This is a genomic window from Bradyrhizobium sacchari (assembly GCF_002068095.1).
In the GTDB taxonomy this organism is placed as follows: Bacteria; Pseudomonadota; Alphaproteobacteria; order Rhizobiales; family Xanthobacteraceae; genus Bradyrhizobium; species Bradyrhizobium sacchari.
Window position 1 is genome coordinate 46,432 of record NZ_LWIG01000052.1, and the last position, 20,905, is coordinate 67,336.

Sequence of the window (20,905 nt, forward strand, 5' to 3'; positions counted from 1 at the left end):
CGGGGTCGATGACGTTGTCGATCTCGAACACCGAGGCGATCGAGACCGCCTTGCCGTTGGCGTAGAGCTCGGCCACCTTGTTGCGGTAATAGGTCTCGCGCTCCTCGGGGTCGGCAATGGCCTCCATCTCCTTGCGGAAACCGAGGCGAACATAGCCCTCGAGGCCCATGCCGCCGAATTCGCCGGTCGGCCAGGCCGCCGTGAAGAACGAGGCGTGGAAGCCGCCGCCGATCATCGATTGCGCGCCGAGCCCATAACCCTTGCGCAGGACGATGCCGAACAGCGGCACGGTGAGGCTTGCGCCCGTCACGAACATGCGCGAGACGTGGCGCACGATCGCGGTCTTCTCCGCTTCAGGGCCGACCATGAAGCCGGGCGTATCGCAGAGCGAGACGACGGGTAAGTCGAACGCGTCGCAGAGCTGGAGGAAGCGCGCGGCCTTGTCGCCGGCATCGGCATCGATGGCGCCGCCGAGATGGCGCGGATTGTTGGCAATCAGGCCGAACGGTTTTCCCTCGATGCGGATCAGCGCGGTGATCATGCCGACGCCGTAGTCGCGGCGCAGCTCCAGCACGGAATCTTTGTCGGCAACGAGGTCGATCACGCTGCGGATATCGTAGACGCGCAGGCGGTTCTCGGGGATGGCGCGGCGGAGCAGGCGCTGGTCGGCGGCCTCCCACTCCGTCACCGCGCCCTGGAAATAGGACAGGTACTTCTGCGCGACGGATGTCGCCTCCTCCTCGTCCTCGACGAGAATGTCGATGACGCCGTTGGGCGACTGGAACGTGACAGGTCCGACCTCGGCCGGATGATAGACGCCGAGCCCGCCGCCTTCGATCATGGCGGGACCGCCCATGCCGATCGAGGCGTTCTTGGTGGCGATGATGACGTCGCAGCAGCCCAGCATCGCGGCATTGCCGGCAAAGCAATAGCCGGAGACGACGCCGATCACAGGTACGAGGCCCGAGAGCCTCGCGAACTGGACGAACGACGGACCGTCGAGACCGGTCATGCCGAGCCGGTCGGTATCGCCGGGCCGGCCGCCGCCGCCCTCGGCGTAGAATACCAGGGGCACGCGCCAGTCCTCCGCCAGCGTCAGCATGCGGTCGATCTTCTTGTGGTTCATATGGCCCTGCGTGCCCGCGAGCACGGTATAGTCATAGGCCACGACGATGCAGCGCGCGCCTTCCGGGCCGAACTTCTCCGCGTTGACGGTGGCCAAGCCCATGACGAGGCCGTCGGCCGGCGTGTTCTTGATAAGATCGTCGAGCTTGCGCCGGCGCCGCTGCGCCGCGATCGCCAGACTTCCGTACTCCATGAACGAACCGTCGTCGACGAGCTGGGCGACGTTCTCGCGCGCGGTGCGCTGGTTGGTGTTGCGGCGGCGCTCGACCGAGGCGGGGCGGTTTTCGTCGAGCGTGTTGGCCTGGCGCGCGATCAGCTCGGCGAGATCGGCGCGGATGTGGTCGAGGTCGACATCGGCTTCCGCCGCCGTGCTGTCGGCCGCGACGTCGAGCGGCTCCAGATACATGATCGGCTCGCCATGCATCAACGTGACGCCGTCGCCGGCGACGAGTTTTGTCACCCGCCCGCCCTGCTCGGCCATCACGAGATGCTCCATCTTCATGGACTCGATCACGGCGAGCTGTTGGCCCGGACGAACGATCTCGCCTTCCTCGACCTGGATGGTGACGATGGTCCCTTGCAGGGGCGCTGCGACCATGACCGCGCCTTCGGGCACGATTTGCGCGACATGAGCTTCCGCGCCGTGACCGCCGCCGCGCTCCAAAGCCGCAAAGTAGAGCGGCTTGGCCGCTCCTTCCTCTGCCTCGACCAACTTCGCGATGTTGCGATCGATGAAATCGGTCGCGATGCGGTTTGTCCTGAACTCGGGATGCGCCAGCAGCGCCTGGAGGAAAGCGATGTTGGTGATGACCCCGTCGATCCGGAACTCGCGCAAGACGCGCGAAGCCTTGGCGACAACGTCATGCCAGGCCTCGCCCGGCGTATGCACGATCACTTTTGCCAGCAGAGAATCGAAGGCGGCGCTGGTCTTGTAGCCGGCATAGCCAAAGCTATCGACGCGCACGCCGGGTCCCGATGGTGGCTCGAACACGGCGAGCACGCCCCCGGTCGGATGGGTGGCGCCAGTCTCGTCCAACGTCTCCATGTTGACGCGGAGCTGCAGGGCATAGCCGCGCGGCTTCGGGATCGATCCTTGCGCGAGGTCGAGGGACGCCAGCGAAGCTCCGGCAGCGACTGCGAGCTGGGCGCGAACGAGGTCGAGGCCGAGCACCTCCTCCGTCACGGTGTGCTCGACCTGGAGCCGCGGATTGGCCTCGATGAAGGCAAAGCTGTCCTCGGCCGTGCCGTCGACCAGGAACTCGAAGGTGCCGAGATTGTCGTAAGAGGCTGCCGTCGCCAGCTGCTTTGCCGCCTCGATGATGCGGGCACGCAGGGGATCGCTCAGCGACGGGCTCGGCGCCACCTCGACCAGCTTCTGGTGCCGGCGCTGGATGGTGCATTCGCGCTCCCAGAGATGGGAGATCGCGCCATGGCGGTCGCCGACGATCTGGACCTCGATATGGCGCGCCTGCCTGATCAGCCGCTCGGCATAGACACCGTCGAAGCCGAACGCCGCCTTGGCCTCGGACTGGCAGCGCGCATAGGCCTCGGCCAGATCCGTTGTATTCTCGACGACGCGCATGCCGCGGCCGCCGCCGCCGGCCATCGCCTTGATCACGATCGCCGCATTGCTGCCGAGCGAGCCAAAGAACGCCGTGATCTCCTCGAGGCTCGACGGCCCGCTGGTGCCGGCAATGATCGGCACGCCGCAGCGCTTTGCCAATTGCCGTGCCGCGACCTTGTCGCCGAACAGCTCGAGCGCGGATGCCTTCGGGCCGACGAAAGTGATACCGGCGTCGGCGCAGGCTTTTGCGAACGTCGCGTTCTCACTGAGGAAGCCGTAGCCGGGATGCACGGCATCGCAACCCGCAGCCTTGGCCGCCTTCACCACGGCTTCGATGTCGAGATAGGCCCGCGCGCCGCGGCCGGGGATCTCGACCGCCTCGTCGGCAACGCGCACATGCAGCGACAGCGCGTCGTCGGCCGGGTGGATCGCGACCGTGGCGATGCCGGCGTCAGCGGCCGCGCGCGCGATGCGGATGGCGATCTCGCCGCGATTGGCGATCAGGAGCTTTTTGAACGACATCGTATCTCTCACTCAAACGGCAGCAGGCAGGTCTGGATTGAGGTCCTGCTTCTTCACCTTGCCTGTCGCCGTGAGCGGCAGGGCATCGATAATACGCACTTCCGGGACCTTGTAGACGGCCATGCGCTCGGCACACCAGGCGCGCAGGTCCTCTGCGGAGATGGTGCCGACCGCCTCCGGCTTGAGCTGGATATAGGCCACCGGCACCTGCCCCTTATCAGGATCGTCGCGCCCGACGACGCCGGAGCCCAGCACCTTGGGATGCTGGCCGAGCAGCGCCTCGATCTCCGGCGGAAAAACGCTCATGCCCTTGACCTTGAGCATTTCCTTGCGGCGGCCGAGGAAGTGCAGAAAACCGTCCTTGTCGATGGTACCGATATCGCCCGTGCGCAGCCAGCCGTCGATCAGCGACTCCGCGGTCGCCTCCGGCTTGTTCCAGTAGCTCTTGAGCAGCGACGGGGTACGCACACGGATCTCGCCCTCCGCGCCGAGCGGCAGCAGCGCGCCGGTCTCGAAGTCGGTGATCTTGAACTCGGCGCCGGGGACCGGCAGGCCGACGAAGATCGGCTGGTTGTTGAGATCGAAATCGTCGTCCTGGAAACCTGCCGTGAACGTGTTGGAGGTGTGGGTCTCCGTCATGCCCCAGGCCGCCTCCATCAGGATCGTGCCGGTGAGATCCTTCCAGCGCCTGCGGTAGTCGGCGTTGAGCTTCTTGACGAAGGAGACGACGCGCACCTGCTTGAGCGACGACAGGTCGAACTCGCTCCAGCGCGGATGGTCCATCAGCTCGACTGCACCATCGACCGGCATCGCCGTGATCGTGACCTTGTACTTGTCGATCGCCGCCATGGCGCCGACCGCGTCCCAGCGCGCGAGCAGGACCAGCGTCGCGCCGGAGAACAGCGGGAAGATCAGGCCGAAGTTTTCGCCCGCGATCCAGAACTCCGGGAAGAACGACAGGAACACGCTGCTCTCGTCGGACAGGACCGAGATGCCGTAATTGGCGGCCGCCGTATAGACCATGTCGCGATGGGTGTGGACGCAGCCCTTGGGCATGCCGGTGGTGCCGCCGGTGTAGTTGAGTGCGGCGACATCGTCGAGGCCGGGCGGCGGCAAGGGCGTGGGCGTGGGTTGTGTTGCAAGCGCGGGCAGCAGATCGGTCGCGTGCGGGACCGCAACGCGCGGCGTGCGGATCGTATCCGGCGCGGGAAAGGTGGGCGCCGCCGGTACGACATCGGCGAAGCTGGTGACGATGATCTCGCGCAGCTTCACCTCGCCCTTGACCTGCTCGACGACGGGAATGAGCTGGTCCAGCGCTACGATCACCTCGGCCTTGGTGTCGTTGAGCTCGTAGGACAATTCGAATGCGCGCGACAGCGGGCTGACGGGAACGTGGACCGCACCGAGCTTCAAGATGCCGAAGAACACGATGTGGAATTGTGGACAGTTCGGCAGGAAGACGGCGACGCGGTCGCCCTTGCGCACGCCCTTCGCCTGCAACAGCGCGGCAAAGCAATCGCTCTGCTGGTCGAGATCGGCATAAGTGGTGACGTGGCCATAGAAGATCACCGCGGGGCGATCGGGACTGCGCTTCGCCCAGGCGCGGAGATATTCCGTCAGGGGAACTTCGCCGTGCAGATAGTTCGGCGAGCGCGGCATGCCCTTCGGCCAAGCCTTGTCCCACAGCCTCCGCAAGGTGGCGAGATAGTCCTTCTCGTTGAGGCCTGCACTCATGGCGTCTTCCCGTGCTGCTTGTTCTTTTCGTGACGGCACGCAGCGTGTGGTCACTCGACGTCGTTACACGTCGAGCACGGCAGACTTCATGTCAAGGAAAACAGTTTTCCGCATCACGGCCGATGCCGCGGCGCGGAAAAATGGGTCGTCTTGCAGCGCTTCGTTACGCTGCGCGCACGCCGGCCACGAAGGTGCTGACCTCGTCCTGGAGCGATTGCAGCTTCTGCGTCAGACGGTCGCTCGATTGCAGCACGAGACCGGCGGCCTGGCCGGTCTCGGCGGTCGCGTCGGTGACGCCGGAGATGTTCTGCGAGACCTGGTCGGTGCCCGAGGCCGCCTCCTTCACGCTGTGCGCGATCGCCTGCGTCGCGGCGCCCTGCTCCTCGACCGCAGCCGCAATCGACGAGGAGATCTCGTTGACCTCCATGATGGTCTTGCGGATGCTCTCGATGTTGCCGACGACCTCGTTGGTCTCGGCCTGGATCGCGGTGATCTGCGCGCCGATCTCGTCGGTGGCCTTCGCGGTCTGGCTCGCCAGCGACTTCACTTCGCTCGCGACAACCGCAAAGCCCTTGCCGGCTTCGCCGGCCCGCGCCGCCTCGATGGTGGCGTTGAGCGCGAGCAGGTTGGTCTGCGAAGCGATCTGGTTGATGAGGTCGATGACCTCGCCGATCTTGTGCGCGGCCGCGGCCAGCCCCTGCACGGTGTCGTTGGTACGCTGACCATCGGCGGCGGCCTTGTCGGCGACGCTTGCGGCCTGCGCCACACGCTGGCTGATCTCGGTGATCGAGGACGACAGCTGGCCGGCGGCGGATGCCACCGTCTGGACGTTGGCCGAGGCCTGCTGGCAGGCCGTCGCGACGAAACTCGCACGGTCGGTCGCCTTGTTCGCGGTCTCCGACATGCCTTGTGCGGCCTGCTGCATCTCGCGCGCTTCGTTGAAGACGTCGCGGACCACGGCCTGGACGCTCGCCTCGAACCTGCCGGCGAGATCGGCCATCGTCCGCCGCTTCTCGTCATCCGCCGTGCGCTTCAGCTCGTCCTGCTCGGCATGCATCTGCTGCATCGCCGACGCGTTGTCCTTGAACACGGCGAGCGCCTTGGCGAGCCCGCCGACCTCGTCGCGGCGATCGGTGTAGGGCACGTCAAAGGCGCTGTCGCCGGCGGCAAGGCGTTCGGTCAGCGCGGTGATCTTGGCCAGCGGCCTCGTGACGCTGCGGCCGATCATGAAGGAGGCGCCGAGGACAACGACCAGCACGGCCAGACAGACGTAAGCGAACGTCATCGCGTTCTGGCGGAACACGGCGTCGACGTCGTCGATATAAATGCCGGTGCCGATGATCCAGCCCCAGGGCGCAAAGCCCTTCACATAGGAGATTTTCCCGACCGGCTGCTCGAAGCCGGGCTTCGGCCAGAGGTAGCTGTAGAAGCCTGCGCCCTGCTTGTTGACGACGTCGACGAAGCCCATGAACAGCGCGTTGCCGGCCGGATCCTTCATGCCGGAGAGATCCTTGCCGTCGAGCTCGGGCTTGATCGGGTGCATGACCATTTTCGGGGCCATGTCGTTGATCCAGAAATACTCGACCTTGTCGTAGCGGAGGCTCTTGATCTGCGCCATCGCGCCTGCCTGCGCCTGTTCGCGCGACATTTTTCCTTCGCTCTCGAGCTTCTGGAAATGGGCCAGGATGCCGTAGCCGACATCCACCATGTGCTGTGTCTTGGCCTCGCGATCGGCAATCATCTGCGCGCGCAAGGTCGAAAGCGCGATCGGCGCCAGTGCGATCATGCCGAGAAGGCTGATGCCCACAATGAGGACCAGCTTGAAACTGATACGGGAGAAAATCATCGGGGCTCGCAAAACAGGCGATACGGATATGCCAATTTATCCCGATCTCCTTAGCAAAGCTTTAAGCATTCGGGTTCCCCAAAATCCACTGAAGCACACCTTCACCGCCTCGCTCCGCGGCCCGGCTCTTTAGACCTAGAAGACCTCGATATCGGCTCGCGAAGCGTTGACTTAGGTGAGCCTCTGGCTGAACGATCAGACCAGATCGTCAGCGCCAGAAGTGGCGCGAGTGAAGCCAAAGACCTGAGACGCCATGCATCAATCGACATACGCCAAGCCCCTTGAGTTGCCGGCGTTGACCGCGGCGGAGCGACTCTTCGTCTGGGGATTCCGTGCCAAGGCACGCAGCGGCGGCGCCGTTCCGACGGCCGCGGACATCCAGCAGGTGTACGACCATTTTCGCGTCGGCGACGCCGTGCCATCGCTGGAAGCCATCATCGAGATCTTCGCCTGCACGGCGCATACGGCGATCGAGGTGCATTGCCCCACCTGCCCGCGCATATCGGAGAGCGAGTGCGGCATCCTGCGGGCGATCGCAGCCGCGCAGAAGGCGCACGACGATGTCGCGCGCGAGCAGTTCGAATGCTGGCTGCCGCCGGTGGGCGCGGATTGGGCGCTGGCGCCGGTGCGGGGGCTGGCCACGATCTTCCGCATGGCCGGCCTCATCATGCCTGAACGGCATGCCCCGTCACGCGGCCATGAGGGGATGATGGCAATGAAGAGCTGGTTCGTCGGCAGCTCCACATTGCATTGACGAGATCGCTCATGATGCAGGCCATTTGCGATTCTGCGCCGGATCCGGAGGCCGGCCGGCCGCGGCCCTGTCCACTTCAGGCCGCGCTTGCGGCCCGCCCCTGCGTCGACAGCTACGACCAGTTTTCCCGCGTCGCGCTGTCGCTGTTCCGTTTCATTGGAGCTGCCTATGCGACCGGCGCATCGGATTGCTGGGAGGCGGCCTATCGCTTTGCCGACGAAGCGCCCGGCATTGCCGACAGCCCGCTGCTGGTCGCGCGCGCGGCTGCGCTGGTCAGGATCCTGCGCAGCGGCCGGCCGTGCGAGCTGTGCTTCATGCCGCCGTCGTGCCGGCGGCTGTCGCAGGACGAGGTGGAGTTGATGCGATTGCTGGCGATCGCACGCAGCAAGCAGCCTGGCGAACTTGAATCGGTCGTCAGCCAGTTCGTCGGCAACGAGAACGAGATTGCGACAACGCGAGCAGTCAACGCGCTTGCGGTCTGCTGAGACCTAACCTCCTTTCTTGTCGAGCACGAGATCGATCGCGTGCGCGGCGATCTTGCGCAGCTGGGCTTCGTCGCCGTAGGCGCGTTCGAGCACGGCGAGACCGCGCGTCACCGTGACGATGTGCAGCGCTGCGGCCGCCGGATTGCCGTTGAATTCGCCGCGCCTGGCGCCCGCCGACAACGTGTCCTGAACCAGCGCGGTGATGCGGGAAACGAGACTCGCAAAGGCCTGGCGCGCCTCTTCATCCAACCCCTCGCCTTCCGCCGCGCCGAGCTCCATCAAGCCGCGCGTGGTCGGACATCCCCGCGGCGGCGAGCCGGAACGGAAATTGGTAATGGTGAGGTCGAAGAACGCGGTGAGGCGTTTGCGCAAAGACCCTGTCCCGAGCGCCTTTTGCAGGGCGAGCAGATAGTCGCCCGCGTAACGCTCATAGGCCTGAAGGAACAGCGCCTCCTTGCTGCCGAAGGCGTTATAGAGGCTGCCGCGCTGGACACCGGCGTCGCGCGCAATGTCAGACAGCGAAGTGCCGCGGACGCCCTTGCGCCAGAACTGGTCGAACGCGATGCGCAGCACATCGTCATGGTCGAACTCGCGCGGCCTCAAATGTAGCTCCCCAAATTATTTGACACGACGTCAAGAATATGGTTTCTCGACATCGTGTCAAAAACACATTGGGATGGATATCCCGTTTCGTCAATAAGCCGACGGCCGGCGCGAATGATGCGGCCGATCGAGCCCGCATGCCGAGGGACGTACGATGCCTCTCCTCCACATCTCGATGCGCGCCGGAAAGCCGGAAGCCTATCGCCAGGCCATCCTCGACAGTCTCTACCGCGCGATGCGCGAGGCGCTGAACGTGCCCGAAGGCGACGAGTTCATGACCATCAGTGAGCTTTCGCCCGCGAACTTCCGCTGCGGCAATGCCTACGGCGTCAGTCGCAGCGAGGACGCCGTGCTGATCCAGATCACCGTGTTCGCCTCGCGCACCCCCGAGCAGAAGAAGGCCCTGTACCGGCGGATCGCCGCGCTGCTCGGCGAGAGCCCGGGCATCCGGCCCGAGGACGTGTTCGTGAACGTGCTCGACGCGCCCAAGGAGAACTGGTCGGTGGGGCACGGCATCGCGCAATTCGCCTGAAGCGGCCGGGCGCGGAATCGCCCGCGCCCTCTTGAGAATTGCCGGCCGGAAGGCTCTGATAGGCGGCGGCGCCGGCCTCCGCCGAGCCGAACCCGGGACCTGAACGGCATGACCATGTCGGTCGAGCAATTGTGGAGCCTGCCCGAGACGGCGCTGATCGGCGCCTATGCCGAGGGGCGGCGCCGCTACGCCGAGAAGAAGTTCGAGCGCGACACCCAGCGGGCGCGGCTGGAATGGGTGCGCGCGAAACTGTTGATGACACGCGATCTGGACATGCTGAAGATCGACGTGGACGTGATCGACACCATGATCCGGCTGCGCGGCGCGCATGGCGGGCCGCCGGTTCACACCGAGGAGGCCGCCGAGAAGCCGGCCGAGCCGGAGGGAGAATGAAATGTCCGCCTTCCGTGGAAGCTGCCTGTGCGGCGCGGTCGCCTTCGAGGTGAAGGGTCCGTTCGACCGCTTCCTCAACTGCCACTGCTCGCGCTGCCGCAAGGCGACCGGGACCGCACATGCCTGCGAGGTGATCGTGAAGGCAGAGGCGCTGCGCTGGCTGCGCGGAGAGACTTCCGTCGCGCGCTTCGATCTTCCCGACGCGCGAAGCTTTGCGACCGCCTTCTGCAAGATCTGCGGCAGCCCGATGCCGCATTTGACCCGTAGCGGGCGCGAAGCGATCATCCATGCCGGCGCGTTCGACGAGCCGCTTCGCGCCACACCCGAGCGGCACGTGCACTGGACCTCCCGTGCGGATTGGTATGCGCACGGCGATGGACTGCCGACCGAGGATTGAGATAGCGCGTGGCGAGACACAGGGTGATCTGAACCGATGCGCCCGCGGATGGAGCGACGCACGCTAGCCGCCCGCAACACACCCCTCCATGAGCCCGTCGAGCTCGGACTGCGACAGCATCCCAAGCTCGGCGATAAAGACGATCCGTGTTCGCGGCATGCCCGGCGCCGGCGTCTCACCCGGCGCCAGCGTGGCGCGGCCGCCGGCGAACTGGAACACCATCAAGCGCCCAGGCTGCTCGACGGTCTCGAACAGACCCTTTGCGCGCGCGAGCTTTGGTGCGAGGCGGCCGATGGCCTGTTGCAGGCGCGGCAGCGAGATCGGCCGGTCCGAAGTCCAGCTCAGCGTCTCGAAGCGCTCTTCCGCCGGGCGTCTTGGTCCCGGTTCGCGCAGGGTGGGCGCGCGATCGACGGCTGCGGGGAACAATAGCGCGAGCGGAATCTCGCCGTGGTTCGCCTCGACCACCACGGCGGGAACACGCAGCGCGCGGATGGCTTCACGCATCCGGACGCCAGCTCCCTCCTCCGCCAGATCGAGCTTGCTCAGCGCGACGATATCGGCGACGCGCAATTGCGACCGCACCAGCGCGTCCTCCAGCGCCGACGCCGGCGTCCCCGCGTCGAGCACGCAGAGCACGGTTTCCAGCGGCGCCTCGCGCAGGATCACCGGGTCCATCAGATTGCGCACGATGTCGGCGGGATCGGCGACGCCGCTGGTCTCGATGACGATGTACTCGGGCCTGGGATCGCGCCGCAGCAGCGTCGAGAGCGTGCGCAAGAGATCGCCTTCGAGCGAGCAGCAGATGCAGCCATTGGCAAGGCTGACCACGCCGTCGCTGGCGCCCGCGATCAGCTCCGCATCGATGTTGATCGCGCCGAAATCGTTGACCACGGCGGCGATGCGCCGTCCATCCGCATGCGCGAGCAGATGGTTCACGACCGTGGTCTTGCCGGCCCCGAGGAAACCCGTCACCAGGAGAACCGGGACCGGCATGGCTCAGCCCTCGACGACCGGGCGGCGCACGGGTTTTCCGGGCCGCGCGTTCACGTCCAGAATGCCGTCGCTGATCAGCGGCTGGCCACTGACCACGAGATGCCGCACGCCTTCGGAGGGGCGGTTCATCGCCGTGAAGGTCGCGCGGTCCGACAGCTTCTCGTAGTCGAACACGACGATGTCGGCGTCGGCCCCCTCAGCGAGCCTGCCCTTGGCGCGCATTGCGGGCGTGCTCTGCGACAAAATCTGCGCGGGGATCAGCGCGCATTTGCGCACGCCTTCGAGCAGCGACACCGCCTTGCGCTCGCGCACCCATTCGCGGATGAACTTGGTGAAGCAGCCGGCCGAGCGCGGATGCGAGGTGGCGTCATCCGGCAGCGGCCAGGCGTCGCCGGTGTAGGTCTTGCCATCCGAGGTCGTCCACGGCATCGCGTCGGAGGCGATGGCACCGCCGGGATAGAGCACCGACATGTCGAGCAGATCGCGGTGATGCGCATTGTTCTCGGTGTCGAGGATATGCCAGAGCACCAGCGAGGAGGGCTCCTCGGCCTGCGCTTTCAAGAGCTCTTCGCGATCGTGGAAGCGGTAGCCGTCGGTCACGCGCTGCACAGAATCATAGCCGGTGCCGTTGCGCTCGACGAATTGGGGATCGCTGAAGAAGGCGGCGGCGAGCACGGTCGAGCCGGTGCCGTAAGGATAAGCCTCGACCGTGATCGGCAGGCCCTGCGCCTGTGCCTTCTCGATCAGCACGCGGCAGCGTTCGATGTCGGTTTTGCTCGACGAATTGAAATGACAGATGTGCATGTGCGCGCCGGTGGCGCCGGCATAGCCGATCAGGCGGATATAGGCTTCCACCGCGCTCTCGGGGTCGATGCGCGACATGAAGGCGACATGGGTGAAGGTCGGCACGTCCTGCTTCGCGGCGAGCTGGCACACTGCGGTCAGCTCCTGCACGCCGGCGCCCGGCGCATAGGCGTTCAGGATGCCGATACCGATGCCGCCTTCGTTGAGGCCGCGCGAAAGACGCTCGAGGATGCCGGCGACTTCCGCATCGGTTGCCACATTGTCCATCCAGCGGCGATCGCGCATGGCATTGCCGAACGCCTCCAGCGAGCTCTCCGCATTGGAGCCCGTCATCGCGCCGATGCGGGCAAAGGCCCAGTTGGTGGCGGCGCCATAGTTCAGCACGCGCCCTTCCCTCGCCTGGCGCTCATACCAGGATCCGACCGGGAGCACGCCGGCCTCGAGATCGAGCGTCGTCGTGATGCCGTCAAAGGCCTGCATGCGGTCCGCCGGGATCGACTGGCCATGCGCATGCAGATCGATGAAGCCGGGCGCGACCACGAGACCGGCGGCGTCGATCACCCGCTCGGCACCGCCGAGGCCCGTGCCGACGGCGGCGATCTTGCCGTCCATCACCGCCACATCGCCGATGGCATCCATCCCGCTCGCGGGATCCACCACCCGGCCGCCAGAGATCACCAAACCGCTCATCTCGTCACTCCGAAAAAGCCATTGCCAAAACCTCCAAAGACCCGGCAGCAGCTCCGGAGGCACGTCGGCGCGCATAGTGCAGATTTTGGGGAGAACGACCACCACCACTGATGCTGATGCTGCATGCTTGCAAGTGAGGCCGTTAAACGCAGGAGGTGTATCGGGACGGGAGCGCAACAACCCCGCGACGTCAATTGGCCGGTCCAATCGGCACGCATCCGCGTCCTCGCGGCATGATTTGCCCGAGCTCTGCTTCGCTTCTCGCCCCGCCGAAAGAAGGGCGCAGGGAAGACCGGGCGCCAGCTGGCACCCATAAGACCCCTGCGCTGAACGAATGCACGCGCAATGCACAGGGGAGACACAGGGCAGCCGAAACCAGGCCTTCCCTGCGCGATGGTTTGACGGCCTATGCCGCGCTCTCCCGGGAGCCGAATTCCTTCTGGCCTCCCTCGCCTCCGCGAAATTCACGCCTCCCGCGCCGGTTGACGCGATGACGCCTTCGCCGGGGCTGGACCGTAGCAACGACGGCCGGGACCACACGGTTTCGCCGTACGCGGACACTCCCGCTTTGCCAGAGGCATCACGGGACTTAAGCGTCGTCCGTCTTCGCGGGCCCGCGCCATGCTCACGAGGTTCATCTCGCCCTGCAGGCGCAAAACCCACCTTTAACGCCGCCCGCGTCCACCGCAATCCCTGCCCGCGCTCGTGACGACGTACGACCGCCCCTTTGGTGGGCTGGGATGGTCGAGACATACGATATATCCGAATTTCGGTAAAGCTGAATATTTTTGAGGTGAGGGATTGACAGGTGACCTCAGCTGTTTTGCGCCGAAGGCAATCATCCCCTCTTCTCTGCCGCGGTCCATACGGATCGGGCAGCCTCCCGACCCTGTACCCTGTCTGCTACTGGGACAGCTCGCGACCGATGAGAATTGGATCGGCCAAGGAATCGGCCCCGGCCTGGTCAAGCATGCGCTCCAGCGCTGCGTCACGGCGGCAGGCCTGATCGGAGGACGCGCACTGATCGTCAACGCAGTCGATGACGAAGCTGCCGCGTTCTGCGAGCAGGAACGGATAGATCTCGTGATGGCGTACCATCGGCGCGCCAGAATCCGCCTTCCGCAGGAGAAAGTGCACGCTGTCTTTCATGTGATCGTTGAGAGCCAAATTGCCGATCCCAAGCGGCCGGTGCGAAGCACGGCGCAACGGCTGATGTCCGAAGGACTCGATCGTCACGAAGCCATCCATGCGATCGGCTCGGTGCTTGCAGGACACATGAACGAGCTGATGCCCGAGACCAAATCAGGCGATGACGATTTCGATGCGAAGCCCAATCGGGACCCGAATGAGGCTCATTCGCCCAGTTGGAACTGATGACGGCGGATGAATGCCGTCGGTCAGGGTCGGTCCTACGCGCGATGTCGACCTTCTCGAGGCCTTGAGCTCGCCTCCAGGGTGCTCGCTGCATTCGATTGAAATCATCGACTGTTCTGGCGCTTTTGCGGACGCCATGTCCATGCAACCGACCGCGAAGCCGCTCCGCCGTCTTCTCGCCCCCATTGTCATTCAGGGAGGCAGGCGGGGCGGCGTTACGGTGGGCAAGTTCCCTGGGGTTCCGTGTGATCGGCCGACATCTTCTGCAACGCTATTCCCGTCATTCTGTTTCGCGCCGCGCTTTCCTCGGCGGATTTGTGTCGGCAGGAAGCGCCCTCGCGCTCGGCGGATGCGCTGGCCTCGGTGCGACCGGCGCGCGCTTCGACGCGTCGTCGCTCTCCGTTGACCCCACGCTGCTCGTCACCACCACGCGCAAACCCGTCAATGGCGGCCGCACGAAACCCTGGTTTGGGCCGGAGCGCGCCACGAGCATGACGGTTGCGCGGGCCAGGCTGGTGGCCCCGGACGAGAGCCGTCTGTCCCTCGCCTCGGTCGGGATAGGCGATTGGCGTCTTGATCGGATCGAACCGGTCTCGGCCGACGCCGGCGATCTCGCGGCGCAGGCCGGCGCAGGGGACGTGCTGATCTATGTGCACGGCTTCAAGCAGACATTCGAGACAGCGGTGCTGGATGCCGCCCATCTCTCCGACGGGATCAGGTTCCGCGGCCGGACCATGGCATTCTCCTGGCCCTCCAAGGCAGGGCTGTTCGACTATGCCTATGACCGCGACAGCGCGATGTGGTCTCGCGACGATTTCGAGCGCGTGCTCTCTGCGCTGGTGTCGGCACCCAGCGGCGGCCGCGTGCATATTGTTGCGCACAGCATGGGAACCATGCTGGCCCTCGAAAGCCTGCGCCAGCTCTATGCGCGATACGGCGACACGGTCACGAGCAGGATCGGCGCGGTCGTGTTTGCCGCGCCCGATATCGACATGGACGTGTTCTCGTCGGCGATCCAGCGCATCGGTCCGCTCGCCGGCAAGATCACCGTGATCGCCGCGACGAACGATCGTGCTCTCGCGCTGTCGGGCCAGATCGCAGGTGGAATGACCAGGGTCGGCGCCGCCGAGAAGGCCGCCATCGCGCGGCTCGGCGTGCGCGTGGTCGATGCCTCGCAGGAAGGCTGGGGCATCATCAACCACGATCTGTTTTTGTCGAACGCGGAAGTGCAGCGGGTGATCCGCCGCTCGATCGACGGCACGACGGCGTGAGAGAGCGCGCGCGCCGAGCCATGCGCCAATCTTGCTCCTGCGCGCGCTCGCTGCGCCTCCGAGGGGAAATGAATTGCAGCTTGCGGATGGAAGACCTATGTTGGGTCTCTAGTCAGGCAGCCGCCCATCGTATGGCGAGAGTCTGCACGGTCGGCCTCACGGTGGATGGTTTCCATTCAGCATCGGAGGTGATGCCATGGCCATTGCTCCCACGCTCCAGAAATACCTAGCCGCTGAGAACATCCAGTACGAGGTGATCCCGCACGAACTCAGCATGACGTCCGCTCGAACAGCCGAGACATGCCATATCTCGGGCGACCGCCTCGCCAAGGGTATCGTGTTGCGGCGCGACGGCGGATACATGCTGGCCGTCTTGCCCGCATCGCATCACCTCCGCCTGTCGGACCTGAGGACAAGCCTCGGCGACAATGTCCACATGGCCGACGAAACCGAGATCAGTCGGCTGTTCAGCGACTGTGCACATGGTGCAGTTCCTGCCGTCGGCAAGTGCTACGGATTGGATATCATCGTCGACGAGAGCATCGAAGCACAGCCGGACGTCTATATGGAAGCCGGCGATCATGCGACGCTGCTTCATATGGGTCACGCGCAGTTTGCGCGCCTGACGGCCAACGCACCGCACGGGCGCTTCAGCACGCATGACTGAGGATTTTGCACACCGCCCATTGCCCTTGCGATCCTGGGCGGGAACTTCGGCCGCGAGGTCGCCGTCATACTGTTCAGCAGGGTGGCGGCGAGAATGTCTGCATTTGTCTTGTCGAAGTTCGGAAGATGGGGGCGCTGCCTTGCATCAACGCACTTGAAACCCACGAACGGAGGCTAGCCATGAAAGTCAAAGACGTGATGCACAAGGGTGTCGACTGGGTCAGCCCCGACACCCCAATCACCGAGCTTGCCAAACTGATGCGGGCGCATGACATCGGCTGCATTCCGATTGGCGAGGATGACAAGCTGGTCGGAATGGTGACCGACCGCGATATCGTCTGCAAAGGGCTCGCGAGCCACGGCTTCGATGCCCGCCGCGCGACGGCGCGTGACGTGATGACCGAGGGCATCCATTGCTGCCGCGAGGACGATGACCTCGCCAAGGCGATGCATCATATGGAGAAGCTGCAAGTCCGCAGGCTGCCGGTGATCAACAAGAGCAAGCGGATGGTCGGCATCATCAGCCTGGGTGACGTCGGCCATTCCACCTCGGGTGACATGCTCACCGAGACCGTCAGGAGCGTTTCGGCGCATCACTGAAGTTACGGCCTGGACATACGGCCAGGGCTCCTCTCGCGATCACCGCCCGAGCAGGCGTTGAGGGGAGCCCGAGCCATGGGCTCGTCATGCAACCATCGCGAGGCGCGGAAGCGACGGCGCGATCGGGGTATCTTGCGCCGGACTGAATAAAGGGCGGGTTCACTCGATCACGTCATCTGCGGCACGCCGCGGAAGCGCGGGAACACGTCCCCCGGTCCAGAACAGAAGCGGCGGCACAAGCCGCCGGACCGGCCCCCACCGTGCGGACGGCTGTAGAGACATTTATCGGGGAATGTAATGCCCGTGACAGCCGAAGGGCCGGTCGCGAGGTTCGATCCGACGCTGGTCACCGCTTGCGGCGTTACGTTCTTGGTCAAGAGGAGCGTGGTAGCAGCCATTGAGGCGGCCTCGCTCGCCGCAGTGCATCTTCACGCGCTACGGGAAGATGATCCTTTGACGTGGCGCCAGGACCTTCCTGTAGAATTGTTTCGGCCACGAAAGGCAACGCGAACTTTTTCAGACTGACAAGACAGCTTTCCAAACACGCGTCAGCTCGCACCATCGGCTGGTTCGCGAGCGCGTACTCCAAGCGCTTGCGTTCCAGCTGCCCTTCGACGTGTTGGAGGCCCGGCTGTTTTCGCGGACGAGTGCCACGAGATGCTCGTCCCATCCGGGCACGACCTCGTTGGGCTTCAGCTTCAGTATTCGCACGGCATACTGTGCGATAAAGGCGGTCTCCTGGAACGCGCTGCGCTCGACAGCGGGCAGGCGCGCTCTAAACAGGTATCTGCCGTCCCTGCGGGAGACATAGGCGTGACGAGCCATGGTTTTGACCGTGTCCAATATGGGGGCACAGGTCACGCCGCGGCCGAGAGAAGTGGCCAATTTCATTGAAATCGCTGAAGAATTTCCGGAGTTGGTAGCTACCCAATCCGTGGTAGCGGGGGAGGGACTCGAACCCCCGACCCCAGGATTATGATTCCCGTGCTCTAACCAGCTGAGCTACCCCGCCACAGGGTCGCGAACGGCGGAACGGCCGATCTCGCGAACGCGCGGCATATAAGGAAGGGGGCGGCGGGAAGTCAAGCAAAGTGGCGGCGATTGATGGGGGGATTTCGCTGGCGAAATCGCCCGATTTGGGGGCGAAGCCGCGCCGTCTGGCGGCGGATTCGCCGAATTTTGCACCAAGCTCGCGGAGAGCCCCCTCACCCCGAATCCGCGCTTTGCGCGGATTCCGGCCTCTCCCCGCGCGCGGGGAGAGGCGAAGGAAAAGCCGGCTATTTCGGCCTCACATTCGGGTCGCCGCCGGGGCTGCCGGGGGGTGGGATGACGGGGGTTTTGCCGCCGGCTTCGGGGGCCGGCGCGTGCATGTCGGGGTCGATGCCGGAGGGCGGGCAGAGCACGCCGTCGGATTTGGCGAGCTTGTCGCCGAGCGGTTCCCGAGACTGGCCGGTGGTGGTGCCGTCGGGTGAGCGGTTCGGGCGATCCTGCGGGACGCAGTTGGCCGCATGTTGCGGGGACGGCGGCGCGGTCGCTTGCGGCGGCGTCGCCGGGGCGGGCGGAGCCTGCGCGATCGCGCTGCCTGAGGCGGCGATCAGGAGGCTGGCCAGGATGATGGATGATGTCGTGCGCATGGGAGGCAAACGCGCAGGCCGCGGGGGGTGTTCCCGGCCGGATTGCGATGTGATCGGAGCGCCGCCGTCATTGCGAGCGCATCGAGGGGGTGGCTCGTGAGATATCGGGTGTGGAAAGAGCCCTCTCCCCAACTCTCCCCGCTCGCGGCGAGGTCAGCGCGCTGCCGGCTTGGCGCCGCGCCGGGCTCATCGCGATCACGATTTGCGGTAGCGGATCAGCGAGAAATGGCCCATCGGCGGCATCGGGCGGCGCTCGGTGAGCGTGACGCCGCCGTGCCGGGCGGCCCAGCCTTCGAGGCGGGCCCACGGGAATTCCGGGCGCCAGCCGAGACGGCGGGCCAGGGGCGCGAAGGCGAGCTCGGAGAGCTTGCGAAACCCCTTTTCGGCACCGATGTGGTTGACGAGGATCAGCTCGCCGCCGGGCTTCAGCACGCGGACGAATTCGTCGAGCGTGCCTTCGGGATCGGGCACGGCGGTGATGACGTATTGCGCGACCACCGCGTCGAAGAAGTTTGCGGGAAAGGCGAGGTTCTTCGCATCCATCACCGAGAGCACTTCGACATTGGAGAGGCGCTGGGCCCGCACGCGTTGTTGCGCCTTGCGCAGCATCGGCTCGGAAATGTCGACGCCGCAGATCTTCGTGGTGCGCGAATAGTCCGACAGCGACAGGCCGGTACCGACGCCGACGTCGAGGATGCGGCCGCCGATGCGGTCGGCTTCGGCAATGGTCGACTGCCGTCCGGCGTCGAAGACCTTGCCGAACACGAGATCGTAGACCGGCGCCCAGCGGCCATAGGCCTTCTCGACCCCGGCCCGCGAGATGTCTGCTGCCATGCCCCCCGCCCTTAACTTCACCTCTCCCCGACAGGAGAGGTGAACCCAGCCCAATGAGTTGTGCCTGATGTCGTCATGCGTCAGCCGCGCACGGCTTCCGCGAGCGGGCGGGACGTGTGGCCTGCGACCTTCGCCGCGGCGCTCTGAATAAAACCGCCGCCGAGCACGCGGGCCTGGCCCGACGGTGCGTCGTAGAACACGCAGGCCTGGCCCGGCGAGACGCCCTCTTCGCCGGCGACGAGCTCGACCTCGTATTGACCATTGCCGCCGCGCAGCCAGGCCGGCTGCGGCGAGCGGGTCGAGCGCACGCGCACGAACATTTCGAGGCCGTTGCCGATGGCGCTGTCGATGTCGCCGCCGCCGATCCAGTTGACGTCACGCAAGCTGATGCGATGCATCTTCAGCGCATCGCGCGGGCCGACAACGACGCGGCGGTGCGCTGCATCGAGCCGCACCACGAACAGCGGCGAGCCGGAGGCGATGCCGAGACCACGGCGCTGGCCGACGGTGAAATTGGCGATCCCGTGATGCTGGCCGAGCACGCGACCGTCGAGATCGACGATGTCGCCGGGATCCATCGCGTTCGGACGCAGGCGGGTGATGATGTCGGTGTAGCGGCCGGTCGGCACGAAGCAGATGTCCTGGCTGTCGTGCTTGTCGGCGACCGCCAGACCAAAGCGCCGCGCGAGCTCACGCGTCTCCGGCTTGGTCATATCGCCGAGCGGGAAGCGCAGGAAGTCGAGCTGCTCCTGCGTGGTCGCGAACAGGAAATAGCTCTGGTCGCGGTCGGCGTCTGCCGCGCAGACCAGCGCGCGCGAGCCGTCGCCCTGGCGGCGCGAGGCGACATAATGGCCGGTGGCGAGCGCCTGCGCGCCGAGCTCGCGGGCGGTCTTCAAGAGGTCGCGGAATTTGACGCTGCGGTTGCACTCGATGCAGGGCACCGGCGTCTCGCCGAGCGCGTAGCTGTCGGCGAAATTGTCGATGACCGACTCGCGAAAGCGGTCCTCGTAGTCGAGCACGTAATGGGGAATGCCGAGCTTGGCGGCAACGTCGCGGGCGTCGTGGATGTCCTGGCCGGCGCAGCAGGCGCCCTTGCGATGGGTCGCCGCGCCATGATCGTAGAGCTGCAGCGTGATGCCGACGACGTCATAGCCCTCAGCCTTGAGCAGCGCAGCCGTCGTCGAGGAATCGACGCCGCCCGACATGGCGACGACGACCCTGGTGTCCTCAGGACGGCCTTCAAGATCCAGACTGTTGAGCATGGGTTCTTAAGCTGTGACGGCGGCGTTCGGCGATCCGCGATTTGCCTTTGACCGGGACATGAACGGTCCCGGGGGAACTTCGGTTCCCGCGGGGGCGCGACTTGCCCGGTCGAAAGCGGCTGAGAGCTGCCTCTTTAATATAGGCGGCCTTCCGGTGAAGCAATCACGCCGGCAGCCTGGTTAGGGCAATTCTTGCCGAGGCGGCAGAAATGGCGGGGCTTTTGCGTATCTCGCGGCGGGGGCGACAACCCGACAATACATTGATTCACTTGATAAAATCGTCCTTCAGGAGGCTGGCCCGCTCCTTGCTATCCCTAAGCCGAGGATGTTTCCGAGAGGTCCCCTGTGGTCGGTGTTTCGTCAGATCTAGTGGCAAACGTGCAGGTTTCGAGCGCGCCGCAGAAGCCTGCGCGCTCGCAAGGGCACAAGGACGCGCCGGCGAGCGACTCCTTCGGCTCGCTGGTCGACAGCAACACCCAGGCGATCAGCAACAATTCGCCGGCCCAGGACACGGCGCCGCGCCGCACCGATTCCGCCTCCTCGTCCTCCGCCCCCGACCGCAGTTCGCGCGATACCCCCTCGACCGACCAATCCTCGCAGAGCAAGGCCAGCGACGACACCGATTCGGCCGCGACCGCCAAGAGCGCCTCCAAGAACGACACCAGGAGCGAGGCGACGGACGATCCGGCCAAGGATGCAGGCAAGGATGCGAGCAAGGCCGGCAAGACCAAGGACAAGTCCGAGACGTCCGAGGCTAAATCGACTGACAAATCCGACGAGGCCAAGGGCGACAAGACCGACGCCACCGAGGCTCTCGCCGCC

18 protein-coding genes, 1 tRNA gene and 1 pseudogene are annotated in these 20,905 nt (G+C 65.4%); 10 read left to right on the top strand and 10 right to left on the bottom strand.

Features of this window, described 5'->3' with window-relative positions; translation table 11 throughout:
* The 3 genes from A5906_RS32300 to A5906_RS32310 all read right to left on the bottom strand — a co-directional run.
* The coding region (locus A5906_RS32300) for an acetyl-CoA carboxylase family protein (protein WP_245327029.1) at positions 1-3,211 on the bottom strand (3,211 nt) is incomplete at its 3' end.
* 12 nt (positions 3,212-3,223) lie between these two features.
* Positions 3,224-4,945, bottom strand: a complete 1,722-nt coding sequence (locus A5906_RS32305) for an AMP-binding protein (protein WP_080139191.1) — start codon at positions 4,943-4,945, stop codon at positions 3,224-3,226.
* Between the two features lie 163 nt (positions 4,946-5,108).
* Positions 5,109-6,791, bottom strand: a complete 1,683-nt coding sequence (locus A5906_RS32310; RefSeq protein ID WP_080139192.1) for a methyl-accepting chemotaxis protein — start codon at positions 6,789-6,791, stop codon at positions 5,109-5,111.
* Between the two features lie 295 nt (positions 6,792-7,086).
* Between A5906_RS32310 and A5906_RS32315 the strand changes: the two genes are divergently transcribed.
* Together A5906_RS32315 and A5906_RS32320 are read left to right on the top strand one after the other, a co-directional pair.
* Complete coding sequence (locus A5906_RS32315; RefSeq protein ID WP_245327030.1) at positions 7,087-7,545, top strand: hypothetical protein; 459 nt, start codon at positions 7,087-7,089, stop codon at positions 7,543-7,545.
* Positions 7,546-7,556: 11 nt separating this feature from the next.
* Positions 7,557-8,030 carry a hypothetical protein gene (locus tag A5906_RS32320; protein WP_080139194.1) on the top strand — a complete coding sequence of 158 codons (474 nt, stop codon included), beginning with the start codon at positions 7,557-7,559 and terminating at the stop codon, positions 8,028-8,030.
* A 3-nt stretch (positions 8,031-8,033) separates the two neighbouring features.
* Here A5906_RS32320 and A5906_RS32325 read toward each other — a convergent pair whose 3' ends face one another.
* Complete coding sequence (locus A5906_RS32325; RefSeq protein WP_080139195.1) at positions 8,034-8,633, bottom strand: TetR/AcrR family transcriptional regulator; 600 nt, start codon at positions 8,631-8,633, stop codon at positions 8,034-8,036.
* A 154-nt stretch (positions 8,634-8,787) separates the two neighbouring features.
* Here A5906_RS32325 and A5906_RS32330 point away from each other — a divergent pair, with 154 nt between their 5' ends.
* The 3 genes from A5906_RS32330 (at position 8,788) to A5906_RS32340 (ending at position 9,955) form a co-directional block, all read left to right on the top strand.
* Positions 8,788-9,165, top strand: coding sequence for a tautomerase family protein (locus A5906_RS32330; protein WP_080139196.1), 378 nt, complete (start codon positions 8,788-8,790; stop codon positions 9,163-9,165).
* A gap of 108 nt (positions 9,166-9,273) precedes the next feature.
* Positions 9,274-9,558, top strand: coding sequence for a hypothetical protein (locus A5906_RS32335; RefSeq protein WP_080139197.1), 285 nt, complete (start codon positions 9,274-9,276; stop codon positions 9,556-9,558).
* Position 9,559: 1 nt separating this feature from the next.
* Complete coding sequence (locus tag A5906_RS32340) at positions 9,560-9,955, top strand: GFA family protein (RefSeq protein ID WP_080139198.1); 396 nt, start codon at positions 9,560-9,562, stop codon at positions 9,953-9,955.
* A 63-nt stretch (positions 9,956-10,018) separates the two neighbouring features.
* On the opposite strand, the gene A5906_RS32345 is transcribed toward A5906_RS32340, so the two are convergent.
* Both A5906_RS32345 and A5906_RS32350 read right to left on the bottom strand, forming a co-directional pair.
* A complete protein-coding gene (locus tag A5906_RS32345) occupies positions 10,019-10,948 on the bottom strand; it encodes a CobW family GTP-binding protein (protein ID WP_080139199.1) in 930 nt (309 codons plus the stop codon).
* A 3-nt stretch (positions 10,949-10,951) separates the two neighbouring features.
* Entirely contained in the window at positions 10,952-12,442 is a 1,491-nt protein-coding gene (locus A5906_RS32350) for an amidohydrolase family protein (RefSeq protein WP_080139200.1), read from the bottom strand.
* A gap of 801 nt (positions 12,443-13,243) precedes the next feature.
* Here A5906_RS32350 and A5906_RS45485 point away from each other — a divergent pair.
* From A5906_RS45485 to A5906_RS32370, 4 genes are all read left to right on the top strand, one after another.
* Positions 13,244-13,816: a hypothetical protein gene (locus A5906_RS45485; protein ID WP_245327031.1), complete on the top strand. Its 573-nt coding sequence runs from the start codon at positions 13,244-13,246 to the stop codon at positions 13,814-13,816.
* A 245-nt stretch (positions 13,817-14,061) separates the two neighbouring features.
* Entirely contained in the window at positions 14,062-15,087 is a 1,026-nt protein-coding gene (locus A5906_RS32360) for an alpha/beta hydrolase (protein ID WP_136615647.1), read from the top strand.
* Between the two features lie 196 nt (positions 15,088-15,283).
* Positions 15,284-15,754: an aminoacyl-tRNA deacylase gene (locus tag A5906_RS32365; RefSeq protein WP_080139201.1), complete on the top strand. Its 471-nt coding sequence runs from the start codon at positions 15,284-15,286 to the stop codon at positions 15,752-15,754.
* 179 nt (positions 15,755-15,933) lie between these two features.
* Complete coding sequence (locus tag A5906_RS32370) at positions 15,934-16,353, top strand: CBS domain-containing protein (RefSeq protein WP_080139202.1); 420 nt, start codon at positions 15,934-15,936, stop codon at positions 16,351-16,353.
* 935 nt (positions 16,354-17,288) lie between these two features.
* On the opposite strand, the gene A5906_RS32385 is transcribed toward A5906_RS32370, so the two are convergent.
* From A5906_RS32385 to mnmA, 4 genes are all read right to left on the bottom strand, one after another.
* A tRNA-Met gene (locus A5906_RS32385) sits at positions 17,289-17,365 on the bottom strand.
* Between the two features lie 265 nt (positions 17,366-17,630).
* On the bottom strand, positions 17,631-17,987 hold the full coding sequence (locus tag A5906_RS32390) for a hypothetical protein (protein WP_080139204.1): 357 nt from the start codon (positions 17,985-17,987) through the stop codon (positions 17,631-17,633).
* A 195-nt stretch (positions 17,988-18,182) separates the two neighbouring features.
* Positions 18,183-18,821: a class I SAM-dependent methyltransferase gene (locus A5906_RS32395; RefSeq protein WP_080139205.1), complete on the bottom strand. Its 639-nt coding sequence runs from the start codon at positions 18,819-18,821 to the stop codon at positions 18,183-18,185.
* Positions 18,822-18,901: 80 nt separating this feature from the next.
* Positions 18,902-20,083 (bottom strand): tRNA 2-thiouridine(34) synthase MnmA, encoded by a 1,182-nt coding sequence (mnmA, locus tag A5906_RS32400; protein ID WP_080139206.1) that lies wholly within the window; start codon positions 20,081-20,083, stop codon positions 18,902-18,904.
* Between the two features lie 345 nt (positions 20,084-20,428).
* Between mnmA and A5906_RS45490 the strand changes: the two are divergent.
* Positions 20,429-20,905: pseudogene (locus A5906_RS45490) on the top strand (flagellar hook-length control protein FliK); the annotation flags it as partial.